Origin of the sequence: Streptomyces sp. NPDC057474 (genome assembly GCF_042802555.1) — a bacterium.
GTDB lineage: Bacteria > Actinomycetota > Actinomycetes > Streptomycetales > Streptomycetaceae > Streptomyces.
In genome coordinates this window covers 1-17691 of the sequence record NZ_JBHVDX010000220.1, presented here as the reverse complement: position 1 = coordinate 17691, position 17691 = coordinate 1, and the positions used below count along the sequence as shown (strand labels likewise).

At 69.3% G+C, this 17691-nt stretch carries 17 protein-coding genes and 3 tRNA genes; 11 read left to right on the top strand and 9 right to left on the bottom strand.

Annotated elements, in window-relative coordinates:
* Positions 1–186: 186 nt before the first annotated feature.
* Both bldC and ACFU53_RS38955 read right to left on the bottom strand, forming a co-directional pair.
* Positions 187–393, bottom strand: a complete 207-nt coding sequence (gene bldC / locus ACFU53_RS38960; protein WP_003949541.1) for a developmental transcriptional regulator BldC — start codon at positions 391–393, stop codon at positions 187–189.
* Between the two features lie 611 nt (positions 394–1004).
* Positions 1005–1847, bottom strand: coding sequence for a hypothetical protein (locus ACFU53_RS38955; RefSeq protein WP_384003900.1), 843 nt, complete (start codon positions 1845–1847; stop codon positions 1005–1007).
* A gap of 223 nt (positions 1848–2070) precedes the next feature.
* Between ACFU53_RS38955 and ACFU53_RS38950 the strand changes: the two genes are divergently transcribed.
* Complete coding sequence (locus tag ACFU53_RS38950) at positions 2071–3165, top strand: Leu/Phe/Val dehydrogenase (RefSeq protein WP_384003897.1); 1095 nt, start codon at positions 2071–2073, stop codon at positions 3163–3165.
* A 312-nt stretch (positions 3166–3477) separates the two neighbouring features.
* Positions 3478–3732 (top strand): DUF3073 domain-containing protein, encoded by a 255-nt coding sequence (locus ACFU53_RS38945; protein WP_037726253.1) that lies wholly within the window; start codon positions 3478–3480, stop codon positions 3730–3732.
* Positions 3733–3930: 198 nt separating this feature from the next.
* Here ACFU53_RS38945 and purM read toward each other — a convergent pair whose 3' ends face one another.
* The 4 genes from purM to ACFU53_RS38925 form a co-directional block, all read right to left on the bottom strand.
* Positions 3931–5016, bottom strand: a complete 1086-nt coding sequence (purM, locus tag ACFU53_RS38940; RefSeq protein ID WP_384003894.1) for a phosphoribosylformylglycinamidine cyclo-ligase — start codon at positions 5014–5016, stop codon at positions 3931–3933.
* 74 nt (positions 5017–5090) lie between these two features.
* The gene (purF, locus tag ACFU53_RS38935) at positions 5091–6617 is read right to left on the bottom strand and encodes an amidophosphoribosyltransferase (protein ID WP_384003892.1); all 1527 of its coding nucleotides are present in this window, start codon (positions 6615–6617) and stop codon (positions 5091–5093) included.
* Positions 6618–6701: 84 nt separating this feature from the next.
* Positions 6702–7562, bottom strand: a complete 861-nt coding sequence (locus ACFU53_RS38930) for an META domain-containing protein (protein ID WP_384003888.1) — start codon at positions 7560–7562, stop codon at positions 6702–6704.
* Between the two features lie 19 nt (positions 7563–7581).
* Positions 7582–8379, bottom strand: coding sequence for a sterol carrier family protein (locus ACFU53_RS38925; protein WP_384003884.1), 798 nt, complete (start codon positions 8377–8379; stop codon positions 7582–7584).
* 126 nt (positions 8380–8505) lie between these two features.
* Between ACFU53_RS38925 and ACFU53_RS38920 the strand changes: the two genes are divergently transcribed.
* A complete protein-coding gene (locus tag ACFU53_RS38920; RefSeq protein WP_384003881.1) occupies positions 8506–9090 on the top strand; it encodes a Uma2 family endonuclease in 585 nt (194 codons plus the stop codon).
* Positions 9091–9153: 63 nt separating this feature from the next.
* On the opposite strand, the gene purL is transcribed toward ACFU53_RS38920, so the two are convergent.
* From purL to purS, 3 genes are read right to left on the bottom strand one after another with little or no spacing between them, the layout of a single operon-like run.
* Positions 9154–11412, bottom strand: a complete 2259-nt coding sequence (purL, locus tag ACFU53_RS38915; protein ID WP_384003879.1) for a phosphoribosylformylglycinamidine synthase subunit PurL — start codon at positions 11410–11412, stop codon at positions 9154–9156.
* Positions 11409–12113 carry a phosphoribosylformylglycinamidine synthase subunit PurQ gene (gene purQ, locus ACFU53_RS38910; protein WP_384003878.1) on the bottom strand — a complete coding sequence of 235 codons (705 nt, stop codon included), beginning with the start codon at positions 12111–12113 and terminating at the stop codon, positions 11409–11411. Before purQ ends, purL begins: the two co-directional genes overlap by 4 nt.
* Positions 12110–12373 (bottom strand): phosphoribosylformylglycinamidine synthase subunit PurS, encoded by a 264-nt coding sequence (gene purS, locus ACFU53_RS38905; RefSeq protein ID WP_257543581.1) that lies wholly within the window; start codon positions 12371–12373, stop codon positions 12110–12112. Before purS ends, purQ begins: the two co-directional genes overlap by 4 nt.
* A 341-nt stretch (positions 12374–12714) precedes the next feature.
* Between purS and ACFU53_RS38900 the strand changes: the two genes are divergently transcribed.
* The 8 genes from ACFU53_RS38900 (at position 12715) to ACFU53_RS38865 (ending at position 17653) form a co-directional block, all read left to right on the top strand.
* Positions 12715–13032: an Lsr2 family protein gene (locus ACFU53_RS38900; protein ID WP_045562551.1), complete on the top strand. Its 318-nt coding sequence runs from the start codon at positions 12715–12717 to the stop codon at positions 13030–13032.
* A 160-nt stretch (positions 13033–13192) separates the two neighbouring features.
* Positions 13193–13264 (top strand) — tRNA-Gly (locus tag ACFU53_RS38895).
* A gap of 79 nt (positions 13265–13343) precedes the next feature.
* Positions 13344–13416: transfer RNA gene (locus tag ACFU53_RS38890), tRNA-Gly, on the top strand.
* A 137-nt stretch (positions 13417–13553) separates the two neighbouring features.
* Positions 13554–14588 (top strand): ABC transporter ATP-binding protein, encoded by a 1035-nt coding sequence (locus tag ACFU53_RS38885; protein WP_384003874.1) that lies wholly within the window; start codon positions 13554–13556, stop codon positions 14586–14588.
* Positions 14585–15418, top strand: coding sequence for an ABC transporter permease (locus ACFU53_RS38880; protein WP_384003871.1), 834 nt, complete (start codon positions 14585–14587; stop codon positions 15416–15418). The genes ACFU53_RS38885 and ACFU53_RS38880 overlap by 4 nt, the downstream gene beginning before the upstream one ends.
* A gap of 13 nt (positions 15419–15431) precedes the next feature.
* Entirely contained in the window at positions 15432–16928 is a 1497-nt protein-coding gene (locus ACFU53_RS38875; protein ID WP_384003868.1) for a histidine kinase, read from the top strand.
* On the top strand, positions 16925–17557 hold the full coding sequence (locus tag ACFU53_RS38870; RefSeq protein ID WP_384003865.1) for a response regulator: 633 nt from the start codon (positions 16925–16927) through the stop codon (positions 17555–17557). Before ACFU53_RS38875 ends, ACFU53_RS38870 begins: the two co-directional genes overlap by 4 nt.
* Positions 17558–17580: 23 nt before the next feature.
* Positions 17581–17653, top strand: a tRNA-Gly gene (locus tag ACFU53_RS38865).
* Positions 17654–17691: the final 38 nt, after the last annotated feature.

The window sequence follows — 17691 nt, the reverse complement described above, 5'->3', positions numbered from 1 at the left end:
CTACGACGCACCCTTGTTGCTTGCCTGACGATGCCCAGGAGGCCTGGGCCTCCCGGAAAGTTCTGTGTGGCTCGGGCGTGGGGACTGTTGGGGCAGAACCCGCGTCGTTTTTGGAGCTGCTTGAGCGGTGCTTTCAGGCACCCGGCCGATTGGGAGACCAGCCGAAATGCCCTGTCATGCGATTGTTCAGGCCTCGCTGCGCTGCTGCGGAATGCCCGCGAGCAGTGCGCGGACCTCAGCCTCGCGGTAACGGCGGTGTCCGCCGAGCGTGCGGATGGACGTGAGCTTGCCGGCCTTCGCCCACCGCGTGACCGTCTTGGGGTCGACACGGAACATGGTGGCGACCTCAGCCGGGGTCAGCAGCGGCTCGGCATCAGGGGTGCGAGCGGTCATGAGCGGCCTCCTCGGGAGAACCGAACCATCTCGGTTCTTTCCTCTAAATTCTGCACCTTGACCCGCGTTGCCCGAAATGGCGGACGCGAGTCGAGTCGGTTATAGGACGAACGGCTTGTCCTCGGCACTACAACTACACCATCTGTCCAGCCTCGTCGGCCAAACCGATGGAATTGCCCTCCCAGGTGTTCATCAGCGACGGATGCCGATGGACCATGCCATAGCGGACAGTCACGCCACTGTGACGATCAGTCACAGTGGCGTGCAGGAGTCACAAGACCCCCCAATAGCGTGCAATGCTGAGATTCCACCCATACGCGGGCAGAAGGAGCCTCCCCCGGGCTCCTTGTCCTATTTTGACACGAGGAGGCGCGTAAGAGGCAAGGCCCGCGTAAGTGCAATCCGTCACGCTTGGCGGCTGCTTGACACAAAAGCCCGGATCGGGACCTACGTCCCATGATGACGCTCCTGTGGAACTTCGATGCGTCAAGCTTGGGCCAAGGGTGGACAGTTCACCATGCTTCAGCTTTTGTGGAAAGCCTTTTCCCACTGGCCCCACTAGTCACAAGTACGGCTGAGAGGTTGAGTCGGTTCAACCGGTTCGGCCCGGTTCAGTTCGCCGAGCGCCGGTCCCGTACCGCCCGCCAGCGCTCGACCAGCCGCCCGTACGCCTCCCCGGCGGCGAGGCCGTCCCCGCCGCGGAGGGCCTCGATGCCCTCGGCGACGTCGGCGGCGGAGTGGTCGCCGTCCAGCTCGGCGGCGGGCAGGACGTGCACGAGGCCGCCGTAGTCCAGCTCGACGAGCGAGCGCGGATGGAACTCCTCCAGCCAGCGGCCCACGTCGATCAGACCGTCGATGAGCGGCCCCTCGTCGATGGCGTTCCGCAGGGCCCGCAGCCCGCGCGCCACGCGCCGCCGGGCCTCCACCATGGGAGTGCGATAGCGAAGCACCGGCGAGATCTCGCCAGAGCCCTTCTCATACGTCCGCTCCTCGTCCGAGACGAGGACGAACCAGTTCAGCGGCACCTGCCAGGTCGCGGTGCGGATCCACGGCCGGGCGTCGGGGTTGCCGGCCATCCAGCGCTCGTAGTCCTGGCTCGCCTGGTGGCGCACCAGCGGCGGCAGCACCGAGTCCAGGACCGGGGCGGGCAGTTCCTCGGCCAGATCTCCGAGCGCCTGCCAGCCGCGCAGCCGGGTCCGCCAGGGGCAGACACAGACCACCCCGTCGACGTCCAGCACGAAGGCGTCGCCGCTCTCGTGCACCGGCACCGGGACGGGCGGGGTCGGCAGCAGATCGGCCAGCGAGCGGCGCAGCTCGTCCTGGTAGGAGGGCCGGTCGGTGCGCCGGGCGTAGCGGGTCCAGTGGCCGCGCTCGGGCTCGGGGAAGGCCGCCAGTGGCTCGTACACGCGAAGGTAGGACGCGTACGGGACGATCACCGAGGACACCTTGGGCACGCCTGCTCCCTCCCCCGGCAGCCACCGGGGAAACCTGCCGAACCCGCACACGGGCGGGCCGGAAAACTGTGCGGATCGCACCACGTCCGTACTCCGGGAGTGGGGTGATCCTGAGGCTGCGCCGCTGTCGGGCGGACGCAGGCTCTAATCTCATGCTCACAGACCCCGCCACCCGTACGGGAGCCTGTCACCCACCGCCGCTTCTTACCCAGGAGTCACCACAGTGACCGAAGTATCTGACGGCGTCCTGCGCACCCTGTTCCAGTCGGACCAGGGCGGTCACGAGCAAGTCGTGCTCTGCCAGGACCGGGCCAGCGGCCTCAAGGCCGTCATCGCCATCCACTCCACCGCGCTGGGCCCCGCTCTCGGCGGCACGCGCTTCTACCCGTACGCGACCGAGGCGGAGGCCGTCGCCGACGCGCTGAACCTCGCGCGCGGGATGTCGTACAAGAACGCCATGGCCGGTCTCGACCACGGCGGCGGCAAGGCCGTCATCATCGGCGATCCCGACCGGATCAAGAGCGAGGAGCTGCTGCTCGCCTACGGGCGGTTCGTGGCCTCGCTGGGCGGCCGGTACGTCACCGCGTGCGACGTCGGCACGTACGTCGCCGACATGGACGTCGTGGCACGCGAGTGCCGCTGGACGACGGGCCGGTCCCCCGAGAACGGCGGCGCGGGCGACTCGTCCGTCCTGACCGCCTTCGGCGTCTACCAGGGCATGCGGGCCTCCGCGCAGCATCAGTGGGGCGACCCGTCGCTGCGCGGTCGCAGAGTCGGTATCGCGGGCGTCGGCAAGGTCGGGCACCACCTCGTGACGCATCTGCGGGCGGAGGGCGCCGAGATCGTGATCACGGACGTGCGAGAGGACGCCGTCCGGCGGATCCTCGACCGGCACCCTGAGGGGGTCACCGCTGTCGACCGCACCGACGCGCTCATCCGGACCGAAGGGCTCGACATCTACGCCCCCTGCGCGCTCGGCGGGGCCCTCGACGACGACTCCGTGCCCGTCCTCACCGCCAAGGTGGTGTGCGGCGCGGCCAACAACCAGCTCGCGCACCCCGGTGTCGAGAAGGACCTCGCCGACCGCGGGATCCTCTACGCGCCGGACTACGTGGTGAACGCCGGCGGGGTCATCCAGGTCGCCGACGAGCTCCACGGGTTCGACTTCGAGCGGTGCAAGGCCAAGGCCGCGAAGATCTACGACACCACGCTAGCAATATTCGCACGTGCGAAGGCGGATGGTATTCCGCCGGCCGCCGCGGCCGACCGGATCGCCGAGCAGCGGATGCACGAGGCGACCGCGGGGCGCGGTCTCTGAGCCTGCGCGAAGGCGCCGCACCGCGTTCGCGCGGCGTCGGCCGGTACCCGTCGGCGGCTTTGGAGAGAACTCTCACTTCTGTCGGCGGGTCGCTCGCCGAGAAAGGGTTAAAATCGCGGTTGACCAGCGAGGACGGGGCTCCTCGCAGGTTCTGGGCACGGGCACGTCCTGCGGGCGGCGTACCGTATGGGCGTGGGCTCAGGTACCGTGGAAGCCCTACGGACCGGTCTCTCCACGGAGAGCCCGTTCCAGATCATGAACGCGTGTCAAGACTCTGGGGCCACCGAGCCCCGTATCCGAGGGGGTCGAGCCATGGGGCGCGGCCGGGCAAAGGCCAAGCAGACGAAGGTCGCCCGCCAGCTGAAGTACAGCAGCGGCGGGACTGATCTGTCGCGTCTGGCCAATGAGCTGGGCGCTTCGACTTCGAGCCAGCCGCCGAATGGCGAGCCGTTCGAGGATGACGAAGACGACGACGACCCGTACTCCCAGTACGCGGATCTCTACAACGACGACGATGAGGACGAGGACGACGAGTCCGGTCCCGCGTCGCATCGTCGCGGAGCTTGACGCCGTAACGCTGCGCTTGCCCGGTCCGGGTGGGTTTCCACCGCCGGACCGGGTTTTGTGCGGTTCCGCTCCGCTAGTGGCGGGGGCGCCTGATAGCTCGGCGTCCACTGTCGTTTTGCGGCTGCGGGTTGGTTGTGGTTGCTCGCGCAGTTCTCCGCGCCCCTTTTGGGCCTTCGGCCCAAAAGGGGCGCTTCGCCGTCAGGCTTGCGCGTAGTCGCCCACCATTTCCGCGCCCATGGTGTGGTCGTTGCGGTCGGTGATCTCGCCTGCCACCCAGGCCTCGACGCCTCGGTCGGCCAGGGTTGTCAGGGCCACGTCTGCGGACTCCTGGGGGACGATGGCGATCATGCCCACGCCCATGTTCAGGGTCTTCTCCAGCTCCAGGCGCTCGACCTGACCCGTCTTGCCGACCAGGTCGAAGATCGGAGCCGGGGCCCAGGTGGAGCGGTCCACCGTGGCGTGGAGGGTGTCGGGGATCACGCGGGCCAGGTTGGCCGCGAGGCCGCCGCCGGTGACGTGGCTGAAGGCGTGGACCTCGGTGGTGCGGGTGAGGGCCAGACAGTCCAGCGAGTAGATCTTGGTGGGCTCCAGGAGCTCCGCTCCGAGGGTGCGGCCGAGTTCGGCGATCTCGGCGTCCAGGGAGAGACCGGCCTGGTTGAGGAGGACGTGGCGGACGAGCGAGTACCCGTTCGAGTGAAGGCCGGAGGCCGCCATGGCGATCACCGCGTCACCCGTACGGATACGATCCGGGCCGAGCAGGTGCTCCGCCTCGACCACGCCCGTGCCGGCGCCTGCGACGTCGAAGTCGTCCGGGCCGAGGAGGCCGGGGTGCTCGGCGGTCTCGCCGCCGACGAGGGCGCAGCCCGCGAGGACACAGCCCTCGGCGATGCCCTTGACGATGGCGGCGACCCGCTCGGGGTGGACCTTGCCGACACAGATGTAGTCGGTCATGAACAGCGGTTCGGCGCCGCACACCACGATGTCGTCCATCACCATCGCGACCAGGTCGTGGCCGATGGTGTCGTACACGCCGAGCTGCCGGGCGATGTCGACCTTCGTGCCGACGCCGTCCGTGGCGGAGGCGAGCAGCGGGCGCTTGTAGCGCTTGAGGGCGGAGGCGTCGAAGAGGCCGGCGAAACCGCCGAGGCCGCCGAGGACCTCGGGGCGCTGCGTCTTCTTCACCCACTCCTTCATCAGCTCTACGGCGCGGTCGCCCGCCTCGATGTCGACACCTGCTGTTTTGTAAGAAGCAGCTGCGTAGCTGGCACCAGTTGTCTCAGACATGACGGTGAGAACTTTCGTGTCGTACTGCAGATGAGCGCGGGTAAGCAGGTGTTACCGGCTGTCTACGGGCAGTCTTACGGGCGACGGATCGCGTCGGCCGCGGCCGTGGCGGCGGGGCCTGCCGCCAGCTCGGTCTCCAGGAGCTGCTTGCCGAGCAGCTCGGGGTCCGGCAGCTCCATCGGGTACTCGCCGTCGAAGCAGGCACGGCAGAGGTTCGGCTTGGCGATGGTGGTCGCCTCGATCATGCCGTCGAGGGAGATGTACGAGAGCGAGTCGGCGCCCAGGGAGGTGCCGATCTCGTCGATCGTCATGCCGTTGGCGATGAGCTCGGCGCGGGTGGCGAAGTCGATGCCGAAGAAGCAGGGCCACTTCACGGGCGGGGAGGAGATCCGGATGTGGACCTCGGCGGCGCCCGCCTCACGGAGCATCCGGACCAGCGCGCGCTGGGTGTTGCCGCGGACGATCGAGTCGTCGACGACCACCAGACGCTTGCCCTTGATGACTTCCTTCAGCGGATTCAGCTTCAGGCGGATGCCGAGCTGGCGGATCGTCTGGGAGGGCTGGATGAACGTACGTCCGACGTACGCGTTCTTCACCAGACCCGCACCGAACGGGATGCCCGAGGCCTCCGCGTACCCGATGGCGGCGGGGGTGCCGGACTCCGGGGTCGCTATGACCAGGTCGGCGTCCACGGGGGCTTCCTTGGCCAGCTTGCGGCCCATCTCCACGCGGGAGAGGTACACGTTCCGGCCGGCGATGTCGGTGTCCGGCCGGGCCAGGTACACGTACTCGAAGACACAGCCCTTGGGCTTCGCTTCCGCGAATCGGGAGCTGCGTAGGCCGTTCTCGTCGATGGCGATGAACTCGCCCGGCTCTATCTCGCGGACGTAGGACGCGCCGCAGATGTCGAGGGCGGCGGACTCGGAGGCGACGACCCAGCCGCGCTCCAGCCGACCGAGGACCAGCGGGCGGACGCCCTGCGGGTCACGGGCGGCGTAGAGGGTGTGCTCGTTCATGAAGACGAGCGAGAAGGCGCCGCGCACCTTCGGGAGGACCGTGTGGGCGGCCTCCTCGATGGTCAGCGGCTTGTCGTCCTCGTCGACCTGGGCCGCGAGGAGTGCGGTGAGCAGGTCGGTGTCGTTGGTGGCCGCCACGCGCGGCGTACGGCCCTCCTGCTTGGGCAGGTCGGCAACCATCTCGGCGAGCTGGGCGGTGTTGACCAGGTTGCCGTTGTGGCCGAGCGCGATGGAGCCGTGCGCGGTGGCACGGAAGGTCGGCTGAGCGTTCTCCCACACGGAGGCACCGGTGGTCGAGTAGCGGGCGTGACCGACCGCGATGTGACCCTGGAGCGAACCGAGCGAGGTCTCGTCGAAGACCTGGGAAACGAGGCCCATGTCCTTGAAGACGAGGATCTGGGAGCCGTTGCTGACCGCGATACCCGCGGATTCCTGGCCCCGATGCTGGAGGGCGTAGAGCCCGAAGTACGTGAGCTTGGCGACCTCTTCACCCGGGGCCCAGACACCGAAGACGCCACACGCGTCCTGGGGGCCTTTCTCGCCGGGGAGAAGGTCGTGGTTGAGTCGTCCGTCACCACGTGGCACACAACCGAGTGTAGGCGAGATCGCGCACCGGTCCGAATCCGGTGATCTCGACCGCCCCGGTCCCCGACTACGGGCCGCCTCACGTCACTTGTCGGCGACGGCACCGATGCCCGCGTCGTTTTCGCTGGTCAGCGTGATGGCGAAGTGATCGATTCGATACTCCACCGTGCCGTTGAAAATCTCCAGAAAGCTCCGCTCGGCGGCCATGAGTGAGTCGGAGCACACCTTGCGGGTGGTCCGCGGATTGCCGAGGGTGATCGTGTTCTCGCTCACCGTGGCCTTCGCGGAGATGTCGTTGCAGCCGACGCTTCCGCGCAGCGTGCCCGCCTTCTTGTCGAGGGTGAACCATGCCTTGCCCCGTGCTGCCTCGGGGAGCGAGGTGGAGACGCGGTGGGCCATGAGGGAATCGATCAGCCACTTCGTGCCGTACAGCGGGGTGAGCTTCTCCTCGGTCAGCTCGACGGTGTCGCCGTCGCCGGTGGTGAGGGTGAGCTTGCCGTCGTCGGTCGTCCCGGCAGTGAACTTCTCGGTGTCGAGGGTGCGGGCGAAGCTCTTCTCGAACTGCATCCGGACGTCGTCGCACGCCATCTCGGTGGAGCGGGCGGCCTCGAAGTCGATGCCGTCGTCCTTGAACGCGGCGGTCGAGCCGAAGGTGTTGCAGCCGTAGTTGCCGTCGACCTCGCCGTTGTCGGCGATCTTCAGATACGCGCCGTCGGGGGCCTGTTCGGTCTTCCCGCCCACGGTGAGGCTGTCGACCTTCCAGCGGACGCCGGTGACCGAGGCCTTGGTGGTGTCGGAGCCGACGTTGCCGCTGCCGGAGTCGCCGGCCGATTCGGTACCGCACGCCGCGAGCAGCGGAAGCGGGAGCAGGGCCAGGGCCAGGGCGGTGAGGGTCAGTCGCTTGTCCATGGCGGTGGGACGGGTGGGGTGTGTGGGTGGTTCCACCGGGTTTTCGGGCTCCGGATCAGCTCATCAGGGGCAGCAGCGCACTGAGATCGGCCCGCTCGCCGCTCGCGCTGACCTTGGCGTCGTCCAGGGCCGCGGCCCACTCCAGACGGCCGGTGGCGAGACGGATCCAGGTCAGCGGGTCGGTCTCGACGACGTTCGGCGGGGTGCCCCGGGTATGCCTCGGCCCCTCCACGCACTGCACGACGGCGTACGGCGGTATCCGCACCTCGGTCGAGCCGCCGGGCGCCCGCGCGGCGAGGGTGTCGGCCAGCAGCCGGACGCAGGTGGCCAGGGCGTGCCGGTCGTACGGGACGTCAAGGCCGGGAACGGCGGCGTTCAGGTCGTCGGTGTGGACGACGAGTTCGATCGTGCGGGTGAGCAGGTAGTCGTCGAGCAGCATGCCGCCGGCGCGGGTGTCGACGACCCGGCTCTGCGGGGCGGCGGCGAGGGCGTCGGTGATCCGTCGCCCGACCTGGGTGTAGAGGGCGGTGACGTCGGGGTCGGCCTCGGCCAGGCCGCGGCTGTCCTCGGCGATGGCGCCGGCGAAGGTGGCGGTCGCGGAGGCGTAGTCCAGGGGGTTCAGCTCGGCCTTCAGGGGCTCGGGCCGCTCCAGAGCCCGGCTGACGCTCTCCACGGCCATGGTGATGTGCGCGGCCAGGTCCCGCACGGCCCACTCCCCGAGCCGGGTCGGCAGTGCGAGCTGCTCGGCGGTGAGGGCGCCCACGGCCTCCCGTACGTTCCCGAACTGGGCCAGCACGGCCTTGCGGGTCTTGGCGGGGTCGTAGGTGCGGGGGCGTTTCCTGGCGGGAGGCACGGGGCGAGCCTAGGCGTCCTGCGCCCCGGAGTTCGAAAGTCGCCCGAAGGTGTGATCGGCGGCGAAGTGCGCCTCGCGCCGCCGAAACCCTGGTGACACTGGCCTTCACCTGGAAAGGGGGGCAACATGATGGTTATGGTCGAGCGCACGTCTCAGATGTCGGTGGAGGAGTTCGAAACGATCGCTTCCGCCGCTCCCGAGACCGTCACGTTGGAGTTCATCAACGGACGGATCGGAGTCAAGCAGGTGACAGACGGGGACCACAGCACGATCGTGTCCTGGTTGACCCGGCGGTGTATGCAGTCAAGGCCCGACCTGGACGTGTACCAGGCCCAGGGGCTGCGAGTCGATACGTATCGGCAGGGCAGAGCGAAGCCGGACGCGGTGGTCGCGCCCGAGGCGCACTTCGCGGGGCACGGCGAGTGGGCCGATCCCCGCGGGACCCTCATGGTCGTCGAGGTCACCTCGTACGACTCGGACACCGACCGGCGGGACCGGCATGAGAAGCCGGCCGCTTACGGGCAGTCCGGGATCCCGCTGTACCTGCTGATCGACCGGGACTCATGCACAGTCACCGTGCACAGCAGCCCCGACCCGCTGGTCGGCGGCTACCGTGACGTGCACACCGCGAAGTTCGGCGAGAGGGTGTCCCTCCCTGATCCGGTCGGTATCGAACTCGACACGGAGATCCTCAAGACCTACGTCCGCTGATCCAGAACCGAAGGAGCCCCGCCCCGAGACGTCGATCCGGGCGGGGCTCCGTCGTACCGGGGACTACGCCAGCAACGCCGGGATCGTGCCCTCGTGCGCGGTGCGCAGCTCCTCCAGGGGGAGCGTGAACTCGCCCTGGACCTCCACCGAGTCACCGTCCACGACACCGATACGGGTCGCGGGCAGGCCCCGGGCGCCGCACATGTCGTTGAAGCGGAGTTCCTCGGAGCGGGGGACGGCCACGACGGCGCGGCCGGCCGACTCCGACAGCAGGAAGGTGAAGGCGTCCAGACCGTCGGGGACGATCAGGCGGGCGCCCTTGCCGCCGAGCAGGGCCGACTCCACGACCGCCTGGACGAGGCCTCCGTCGGAAAGGTCGTGCGCGGAGTCGATCATGCCGTCGCGGGAGGCGGAGATCAGGATCTCGGCCAGCAGGCGCTCACGCTCCAGGTCGACCTGCGGGGGCAGACCGCCGAGGTGGTCGTGGACGACCTGGGACCAGGCCGAGCCGCCGAACTCCTCACGGGTGTCGCCGAGCAGGTAGAGCAGTTGGCCCTCCTCCTGGAAGGCGACCGGCGTGCGCCGGGCGACGTCGTCGATGACGCCGAGAACCGCGACGACCGGGGTGGGGTGGATGGCCACCTCGCCCGTCTGGTTGTAGAGGGAGACGTTGCCGCCGGTCACCGGGGTGCCCAGCTGCTGGCAGGCGTCCGCCAGACCGCGTACGGCCTCGGCGAACTGCCACATGACCGCCGGGTCCTCGGGCGAGCCGAAGTTCAGGCAGTCGGAGACGGCGAGGGGCTTGGCGCCGGTGGTGGCGACATTGCGGTACGCCTCCGCCAGGGCCAACTGCGCGCCGTGGTAGGGGTCCAGCTTCGCGTACCGGCCGTTGCCGTCCGTCGCGATGGCGACGCCGAGGCCGGTCGATTCGTCGATGCGGATCATGCCCGAGTCCTCGGGCTGGGCGAGCACCGTGTTGCCCTGCACGAAGTGGTCGTACTGCGACGTGATCCACTGCTTGGAGGCCTGGTTCGGGGACGCCACCAGTGCCAGGACCTGCTGCTTCAGTTCTTTCGAAGTCGCGGGCCTGGGCAGCTTGTTCGCGTCGTCCGCCTGGAGCGCGTCCTGCCACTCGGGGCGGGCGTACGGGCGCTCGTAGACCGGGCCGTCGTGCGCGACCGTGCGGGGGTCGACGTCGACGATCTTGCCGCCGTGCCAGTAGATCTCCAGGCGATCGCCGTCGGTGACCTCACCGATGACGGTGGCGATGACGTCCCACTTGTCGCAGATCTCGAGGAAGCGGTCGACCTTCTCCGGCTCGACGACCGCGCACATGCGTTCCTGCGACTCGCTCATGAGGATTTCCTCGGGCGAGAGCGTCGAGTCACGCAGGGGTACGTCGTCGAGGGTGACGCGCATACCGCCGGAGCCGTTCGAGGCCAGCTCGGACGTGGCGCAGGAGAGCCCGGCCGCGCCGAGGTCCTGGATGCCGACGACCAGCTTCTCCTTGAACGCCTCCAGGGTGCACTCGATGAGGAGCTTCTCCTGGAAGGGGTCGCCGACCTGGACGGCGGGGCGCTTGGAGGGCTTGGCGTCGTCGAAGGTCTCGGAGGCGAGGATCGAGGCGCCGCCGATGCCGTCGCCGCCCGTGCGGGCCCCGTAGAGGATGACCTTGTTGCCGGCGCCGGAGGCCTTGGCGAGGTGGATGTCCTCGTGCCGCATGACGCCGATGGCACCGGCGTTGACCAGCGGGTTGCCCTGGTAGCAGGCGTCGAAGACGACCTCGCCGCCGATGTTCGGCAGGCCCAGGCAGTTGCCGTAGCCGCCGATGCCGGCGACGACGCCCGGGAGGACGCGCTTGGTGTCGGGGTGGTCCGCCGCGCCGAAGCGCAGGGGGTCCACGACCGCGACCGGGCGGGCGCCCATCGCGATGATGTCGCGGACGATGCCGCCGACACCCGTGGCCGCGCCCTGGTAGGGCTCGACGTACGAGGGGTGGTTGTGCGACTCGACCTTGAAGGTGACCGCGTAGCCCTGGCCGACGTCGACGACGCCGGCGTTCTCGCCGATGCCGACGAGGAGGGCGTCGGAGTGCGGGGCCTTCTCGCCGAACTGGCGGAGGTGGACCTTGGAGGACTTGTACGAGCAGTGCTCGGACCACATGACGGAGTACATGGCGAGCTCGGCGCCGGTCGGGCGGCGGCCGAGGATCTCCACGACCCGCTCGTACTCGTCCTTCTTCAGGCCCAGTTCGGCCCAGGGCAGCTCGACGTCGGGGGTCGCGGCCGCGTGCTCGACCGTGTCCAGAGGCGTCCGGCTCATGCGTTGACCAGCTTCTTGAGGATCGAGGTGAAGAAGGGGAGGCCGTCGGTGCGGCCGGTGCCGATCAGCGGCTCCACGGCGTGCTCCGGGTGCGGCATGAGGCCCACGACGTTCCCGGCCTCGTTCGAGATGCCGGCGATGTCGCGGAGCGAGCCGTTCGGGTTGCCGCATCCGTCGGTGGCGTCGCCACCGACGACGTAACGGAACGCGACCCGGCCCTCCGCCTCCAGCTTGTCGAGCGTGTACTCGTCGGCGACGTACCGGCCGTCCATGTTCTTCAGCGGGATGCGGATCTCCTGGCCGGCCGTGTAGTCGGTCGTCCAGGCGGTCTCCGCGTTCTCCACCCGCAGCTTCTGGTCGCGGCAGATGAAGTGGAGGTGGTCGTTGCCGAGCATCGCACCGGGGAGCAGGTGGGCCTCGGTGAGGATCTGGAAGCCGTTGCAGATGCCGAGGACCGGCATTCCCGACTTCGCCTGCTCGATCACGGTCTCCATCACCGGGGAGAAGCGCGCGATGGCACCGGCACGCAGATAGTCACCGTAGGAGAAACCACCGCACAGCACCACGGCGTCGACCTGCTTCAGGTCCTTGTCCTTGTGCCAGAGAGCGACGGGTTCGGCACCGGCGAGCCTGATCGCGCGCTGCGTGTCCCGATCGTCGAGGCTGCCGGGAAATGTGACGACGCCAATACGAGCGGTCACTTTCCTGCCTCCGCGACTTCCTCGACCTTGACGGTGAAGTCCTCGATCACGGTGTTGGCGAGGAAGGATTCCGCCAGTTCATGGATGCGGGCGAGCGCGGCGCCGTCCACCGGTCCGTCAACTTCCAGTTCGAATCGCTTTCCCTGACGTACGTCGGAGACGCCCTCGAAACCGAGGCGCGGCAGCGCGCGCTGCACCGCCTGGCCCTGGGGGTCGAGGATCTCCGGCTTGAGCATGACGTCGACTACGACGCGTGCCACTGGCACTCCCGGTGTGTGGTGCTGAGCAGGTTCCTTCAGACTACCCGTACGAAATTTCTACGCGGGTAGATTCGTAGGAAACTACAGTGATTCCGGGTGACGGCGGTCACGATCCGGTATCGGGCGATCACCCTCACGAAAACTTCTGGGAAAGATCCCGGAACCCTATTGCGCGGGGGACACGCGGGCGGATTAAGTCTGTCTTCACATTGCAATGCCGGGCACTGTACAAATGAATTGGCAATAGCCGATACTTTGCCCAAATAACAGCCGGACAGCCGACATCTTCCTGACGTCAGGGCACGTCAACGGAGAGATGTCGCACGAAGGGACCGATATTCGTGGCGCAGCGTGTCGTGGTCACTCTCTCCGACGACATCGACGGCTCGGAAGCGGCGGAGACGATCGCCTTCGGACTCGACGGCAAGTCGTACGAGATCGACCTGAACGAAGCCAATGCCAAGAAACTGCGTAAGGCGCTCGCGCCCTACGTGGACGCCGGCCGCAAGCGGTCGAGGTCGGGCAAGGCGTACAAGCAGACCCAGGTCGCCCCGGACCCGGCGGCCGTCCGCGCCTGGGCCCAGGCCAACAAGCTGGAGGTCCCCGCGCGCGGCCGGATCCCCAAGAGGGTCTACGAGGCGTTCGCCGAGGCGCAGTAGGCGCACTTCCGTCGGCCGGTCCTCAGGGTTCGTCAGCGGGCCCCGGGGGCGGCCGACTTGGACCCGGGGGACAACCGACTTGCGTTGCCCCCCGGCGGATCAGCTAGAGTCTGGAGCACGCCGAGGGGCAAGGCCGAAAAGCCTGGCTCACCGGAGTCACGCGGGTGTAGTTCAGTAGCAGAACATCCCTCTTCCAGAGGGAAGGCGCAGTGTGCAATTCCTGTCACCCGCTCTGGATCGCTTACCGACCACTGTTGTGGATCAGGTAAAGTAGTCCTTGCGCCGATCGGTGGGAGCCGGTCGGAGGCGATGCGGACGTAGCTCAGTTGGTAGAGCGCAACCTTGCCAAGGTTGAGGTCGCCAGTTCGAACCTGGTCGTCCGCTCTTGAAAGAAGGCCCCGGTCCACTGGACCGGGGCCTTCTTCGTGTTCCCTCCGCCCTATCCCACGTCTGACATTTGTCATACCGAGTGATGACACCGCGCACTGCCGAACGGCCCATCGCGCCGAGACGCTGAAGGCATGGAAACGAACGGGCACGAGGACGTGATTGAGGTCACTGACCTGCGGCGCGTGTACGGGGGCGGTTACGAGGCCGTGCGGGGGATCACGTTCTCCGTGGGCCGGGGAGAACTCTTCGCGCTCCTGGGCACCAACGGCGCGGGCAAGACATCGACGGTCGAGCTGCTGGAGGGACTCGCGCCGCCGTCCGGCGGCCGGGTGCGGGTCCTCGGGCACGACCCCCACGAGGAGCGCGCGGCCGTACGCCCCCGGATCGGCGTGATGCTGCAGGAGGGCGGCTTCCCGTCCGAGCTGACCGTCGCGGAGACGGTACGGATGTGGGCCGGCTGCACCAGCGGAGCGCGACCCGTCGGGGAGGCGCTGGAGCTCGTCGGCCTCGCGCGACGGGCCGGCGTACGGGTCAAGCAGTTGTCCGGGGGCGAGAAGCGGCGCCTCGACCTGGCGCTCGCGCTCCTCGGGCGCCCCGAGGTCCTCTTCCTGGACGAGCCGACGACCGGGCTCGACGCGGAGGGCCGCCAGGACACGTGGCAGCTGGTACGGGAGTTGCGCGACGGGGGTACGACCGTGCTGCTCACCACGCACTACCTGGAGGAGGCGGAGGGCCTGGCCGACCGGCTCGCCATCCTCCACGAAGGCAGCGTCGCCGCGACCGGCACCCCGGCCGAGGTGACCGCCTCCCAGCCGTCCCGCATCTCCTTCGAACTGCCCGCCGGGTACTTCCTGGGCGACCTGCCGCCGCTCGGCGAACTGGGCGTCACCGGGCACGAGGAGCACGACCGCGTGGTGGTGCTGCGCACGAAGGAACTCCAGCGGGCGGCCACCGGGCTGCTGCTGTGGGCCGAGCGGGCACGGGTCGAGCTGAGGCGTCTTGAGGTCCGGTCGGCCTCGCTGGAGGAGGCGTTCCTACGGATCGCCCGGGAGTCGGCGGCGGAGGCAGCGCGTGCGGGTGCGGATTCCCGTACGGGCACGGAATCCCGTTCGGGCAAGGGCACGCGTACGGGCAAGGGATCGCGCGAGAACGGGGTGGCGGCATGAGCACGACCACAGGTGCGACGGGTACGGCGGCGGAGGCGGGCGTGGCGCCCGTCGTGGCGGCCGGGACGACGACCCTCAGGGGCCGGATGACCGCGCTCGCCCGCGCCGAGCTGACGCTCCTCGGGCGCAGCCGGGCCACGCTGGTCACGGCGTTGTTCATACCGCTGCTGCTGCCGCTCAGTGTCCGGTCGGCGACGGACCAGATGGACCTGGGGGAGGCCGGGCTGAGCGTCGGGACGGTGATGCTCCCCGCCTCCATCGGCTTCTCTCTGCTCTTCGCCATCTACGCCGCCCTGACCAACATCTATGTCGTACGCCGCGAGGAACTCGTCCTGAAGCGGCTGCGGACCGGTGAGCTGCGCGACCGGGAGATCCTGGTCGGGGCCGCGCTGCCCGCCGTCGGCATCGGGCTCGCGCAGTGCGTGGTCCTCGCGGTCGGCTGCACGGTCCTGCTGGACATGGGGGCGCCGCCCGCGGCCCACCTGGCCGTGCTGGGTGTGCTGCTCGGTGTCGTCCTGTGCGTGGCGCTGGCGGCGGTCACCGCGAGCTTCAGCCGCACCGCCGAGAGTGCGCAGGTCACGAGCCTGCCGGTGATGTTCGTGTCGCTGCTCGGGTCGGGCATCACCGTGCCGCTCGAAGTACTGCCCGACCGCGTGGCGTCCGTCTGCGAACTGCTGCCGCTCAGCCCCGTCATCACGCTGGTGCGCGGCGGCTGGACGGGCGACCTGTCCGCGTACGACGCCCTGGGCGCCGTCGCCACCGCGCTGGCCTGGACCGTGCTCGCGGTGTTTGCTGTACGACGGTGGTTCCGCTGGGAACCGCGCCGATGAGGGGAGTTGAGCCATGCGGGGGCCGGGGGCATGGTGGCGGGGGAAGAGCACGCCCGCGAAGGTGGAGACCTACACGCGGTGGTCGTTCCACTCGTTCCCGTTGATCGAGGTCGGCGGGTTCGGGGTACCGCTCTTCGGCCATGTGCCGCTGGGTTTCTCCGGTTGGTACTTCGCCCTGGTGTGCGCACACGCCGCGCTCTCCTCGGTCGCGGTCGCCCGGTCGCTCGACTGGGTGCGCGGCAGCCGCGATCAGCCCGTACGCCTGCTCTGGGCGCTCGGGATCGCCACCGCGCTGATCGGATGCGTGGCGGTCGTCCTCGCCCACGGCGCGTCCCTCGACGACGACGCCAGGACGGCGCTGGGCGGGCTGTTCGGAGGCGTGCTGATCTTCGGTGTCGGCATCATCGCGCTCGGTATACACAGCCGACGGCGGCTGCTGGCCGTGATCGTGGCCTTCGTCGCGTGCAGCGGGGTCTCGGCCCTCGCCGTCGGGGCCAGCAGGACCAACGTCCTGGCCACGCTGGCGGCGCTGCTGTTCGGCACCACCTTCCTCTCCTTCACCTCCGTCTTCTCCGTCTGGCTCCTCAGGGCCGTCTACGAACTCGACGACGCCCGCGAGACCCGCGCCCGGCTCGCCGTCGCCGAGGAGCGGCTCCGCTTCGGTCGCGACCTGCACGACGTGATCGGCCGTAACCTCGCGGTCATCGCCCTGAAGAGCGAGCTGGCCGTCCAGCTGACCCGCCGGGAACGGCCCGAGGCAGTCGAGCAGATGATCGAGGTCCAGCGGATCGCCCAGGAGTCGCAGCGCGAGGTGCGGGAGGTCGTACGCGGATACCGGGAGGCCGACCTCGGTGTCGAACTCTCCGGTGCGCAGGGTGTGTTGGCGGCGGCCGGCATCGCCTGCTCGGTCGACGGGGCGGACACGGCCGGACTGCCCGGCGAGGTGCAGTCCGCCCTCGCCTGGGTGGTGCGGGAAGGGACGACGAACGTGCTGCGGCACGGGAACGCCGCACAGTGCGCGGTGGTGTTGAAGGTGACGGAGGGGCAGGTGGTGCTGACCGTGGAGAACGACGGGATACGGGCCGTCGGGGATGGCGAGGGTTCGGTGGGGAGCGAGGGCGCGAGGGGGGACGAGGGCGCGACGGGGGACGCCAACGCGAAACGTTCCGTCGGCGCCGGGTCCGGGCTGGCCGGGCTGAGGGAGCGGCTGGCGGTCGTGGACGGGACCCTGGAGGCGGGGCCCGTGGGCGGGGAGGCGTTCCGGGTGGTGGCCCGGGTGCCGCTGGGTGCGGGGGGCTCGGCGAGGGCGACGGGCTCGGGGGCGGGATGGGGATGGGGACTGGGCTCCGCGAAGGGCTCGGGGGCGGGATCGGCCTCCGCGACGGGCTCGACTTCGGGATCCGGCTCGGTTTCCGGATCCGGCTCGGGCTCGGGCTCGGGCTCGGGCTCGGCTTCGAGGGGCGCGTCGGCCGCGGCCGGCTCGGCGGCCGTAAGGGAGCGCGCGTCGTGACGGCCATACCGGAGGCGGGGCGCCCCGTGCGGCTGTTGCTCGCCGATGACGAGCATCTGATCCGGGGGGCGCTGGCCGCGTTGCTGGCGTTGGAGGACGACCTCGTGGTGGTCGCGGAAGCGGCGAGCGGGCCGGAGGCGCTGGCGATGGCGCGGGCGCACGAACCGGATGTCGCGGTGCTGGACCTGCAGATGCCGGGGGCGGACGGTGTGAGGGTCGCCACATCGCTGCGGGCCGAACTGCCGGGCTGCCGGGTGCTGATCGTGACCGGTCACGGTCGGCCGGGGCATCTGAAGCGGGCGCTTGAGGCGGGTGTGCGCGGTTTCGTCCCCAAGACCGTCAGCGCGCAGCGGCTCGCGGAGATCATCCGGACCGTGCACGCGGGGAGCCGTTATGTGGACCCGGAGTTGGCGGCCGACGCGATCTCCTCCGGGGACTCCCCGCTGACCGCGCGGGAGGCCGAGGTACTCGAATTCGCCGCCGACGGGGCGCCTGTCGCGGAGATCGCCGAGCGGGCCGCGCTGTCCCAGGGGACTGTCCGGAACTATCTGTCGTCGGCCGTGTCCAAGCTCGGGGTGGAGAACCGGCACGCGGCGGTACGTCTCGCACGGGAGCGAGGTTGGGTATAGTGGGCCTCGCGCCACGGCGCAGCGCGGACGTAGCTCAGTTGGTAGAGCGCAACCTTGCCAAGGTTGAGGTCGCCAGTTCGAACCTGGTCGTCCGCTCTTGAGATCGATCGAAAGAAGGCCCCGGTCCACTGGAC

Excerpts from the sequence above, each read along its gene's own strand:
- ACFU53_RS38885 (WP_384003874.1), top strand. The coding sequence starts at position 13,554 with ATGGAAACGAACGGGCACGAGGACGTGATTGAGGTCACTGACCTGCGG.
- ACFU53_RS38880 (WP_384003871.1), top strand. The coding sequence starts at position 14,585 with ATGAGCACGACCACAGGTGCGACGGGTACGGCGGCGGAGGCGGGCGTG.
- ACFU53_RS38945 (WP_037726253.1), top strand. The coding sequence starts at position 3,478 with ATGGGGCGCGGCCGGGCAAAGGCCAAGCAGACGAAGGTCGCCCGCCAG.
- ACFU53_RS38920 (WP_384003881.1), top strand. The coding sequence starts at position 8,506 with ATGATGGTTATGGTCGAGCGCACGTCTCAGATGTCGGTGGAGGAGTTC.
- purM (WP_384003894.1), bottom strand. The coding sequence starts at position 5,016 with ATGTCTGAGACAACTGGTGCCAGCTACGCAGCTGCTTCTTACAAAACA.
- purL (WP_384003879.1), bottom strand. The coding sequence starts at position 11,412 with ATGAGCCGGACGCCTCTGGACACGGTCGAGCACGCGGCCGCGACCCCC.
- ACFU53_RS38875 (WP_384003868.1), top strand. The coding sequence starts at position 15,432 with ATGCGGGGGCCGGGGGCATGGTGGCGGGGGAAGAGCACGCCCGCGAAG.
- bldC (WP_003949541.1), bottom strand. The coding sequence starts at position 393 with ATGACCGCTCGCACCCCTGATGCCGAGCCGCTGCTGACCCCGGCTGAG.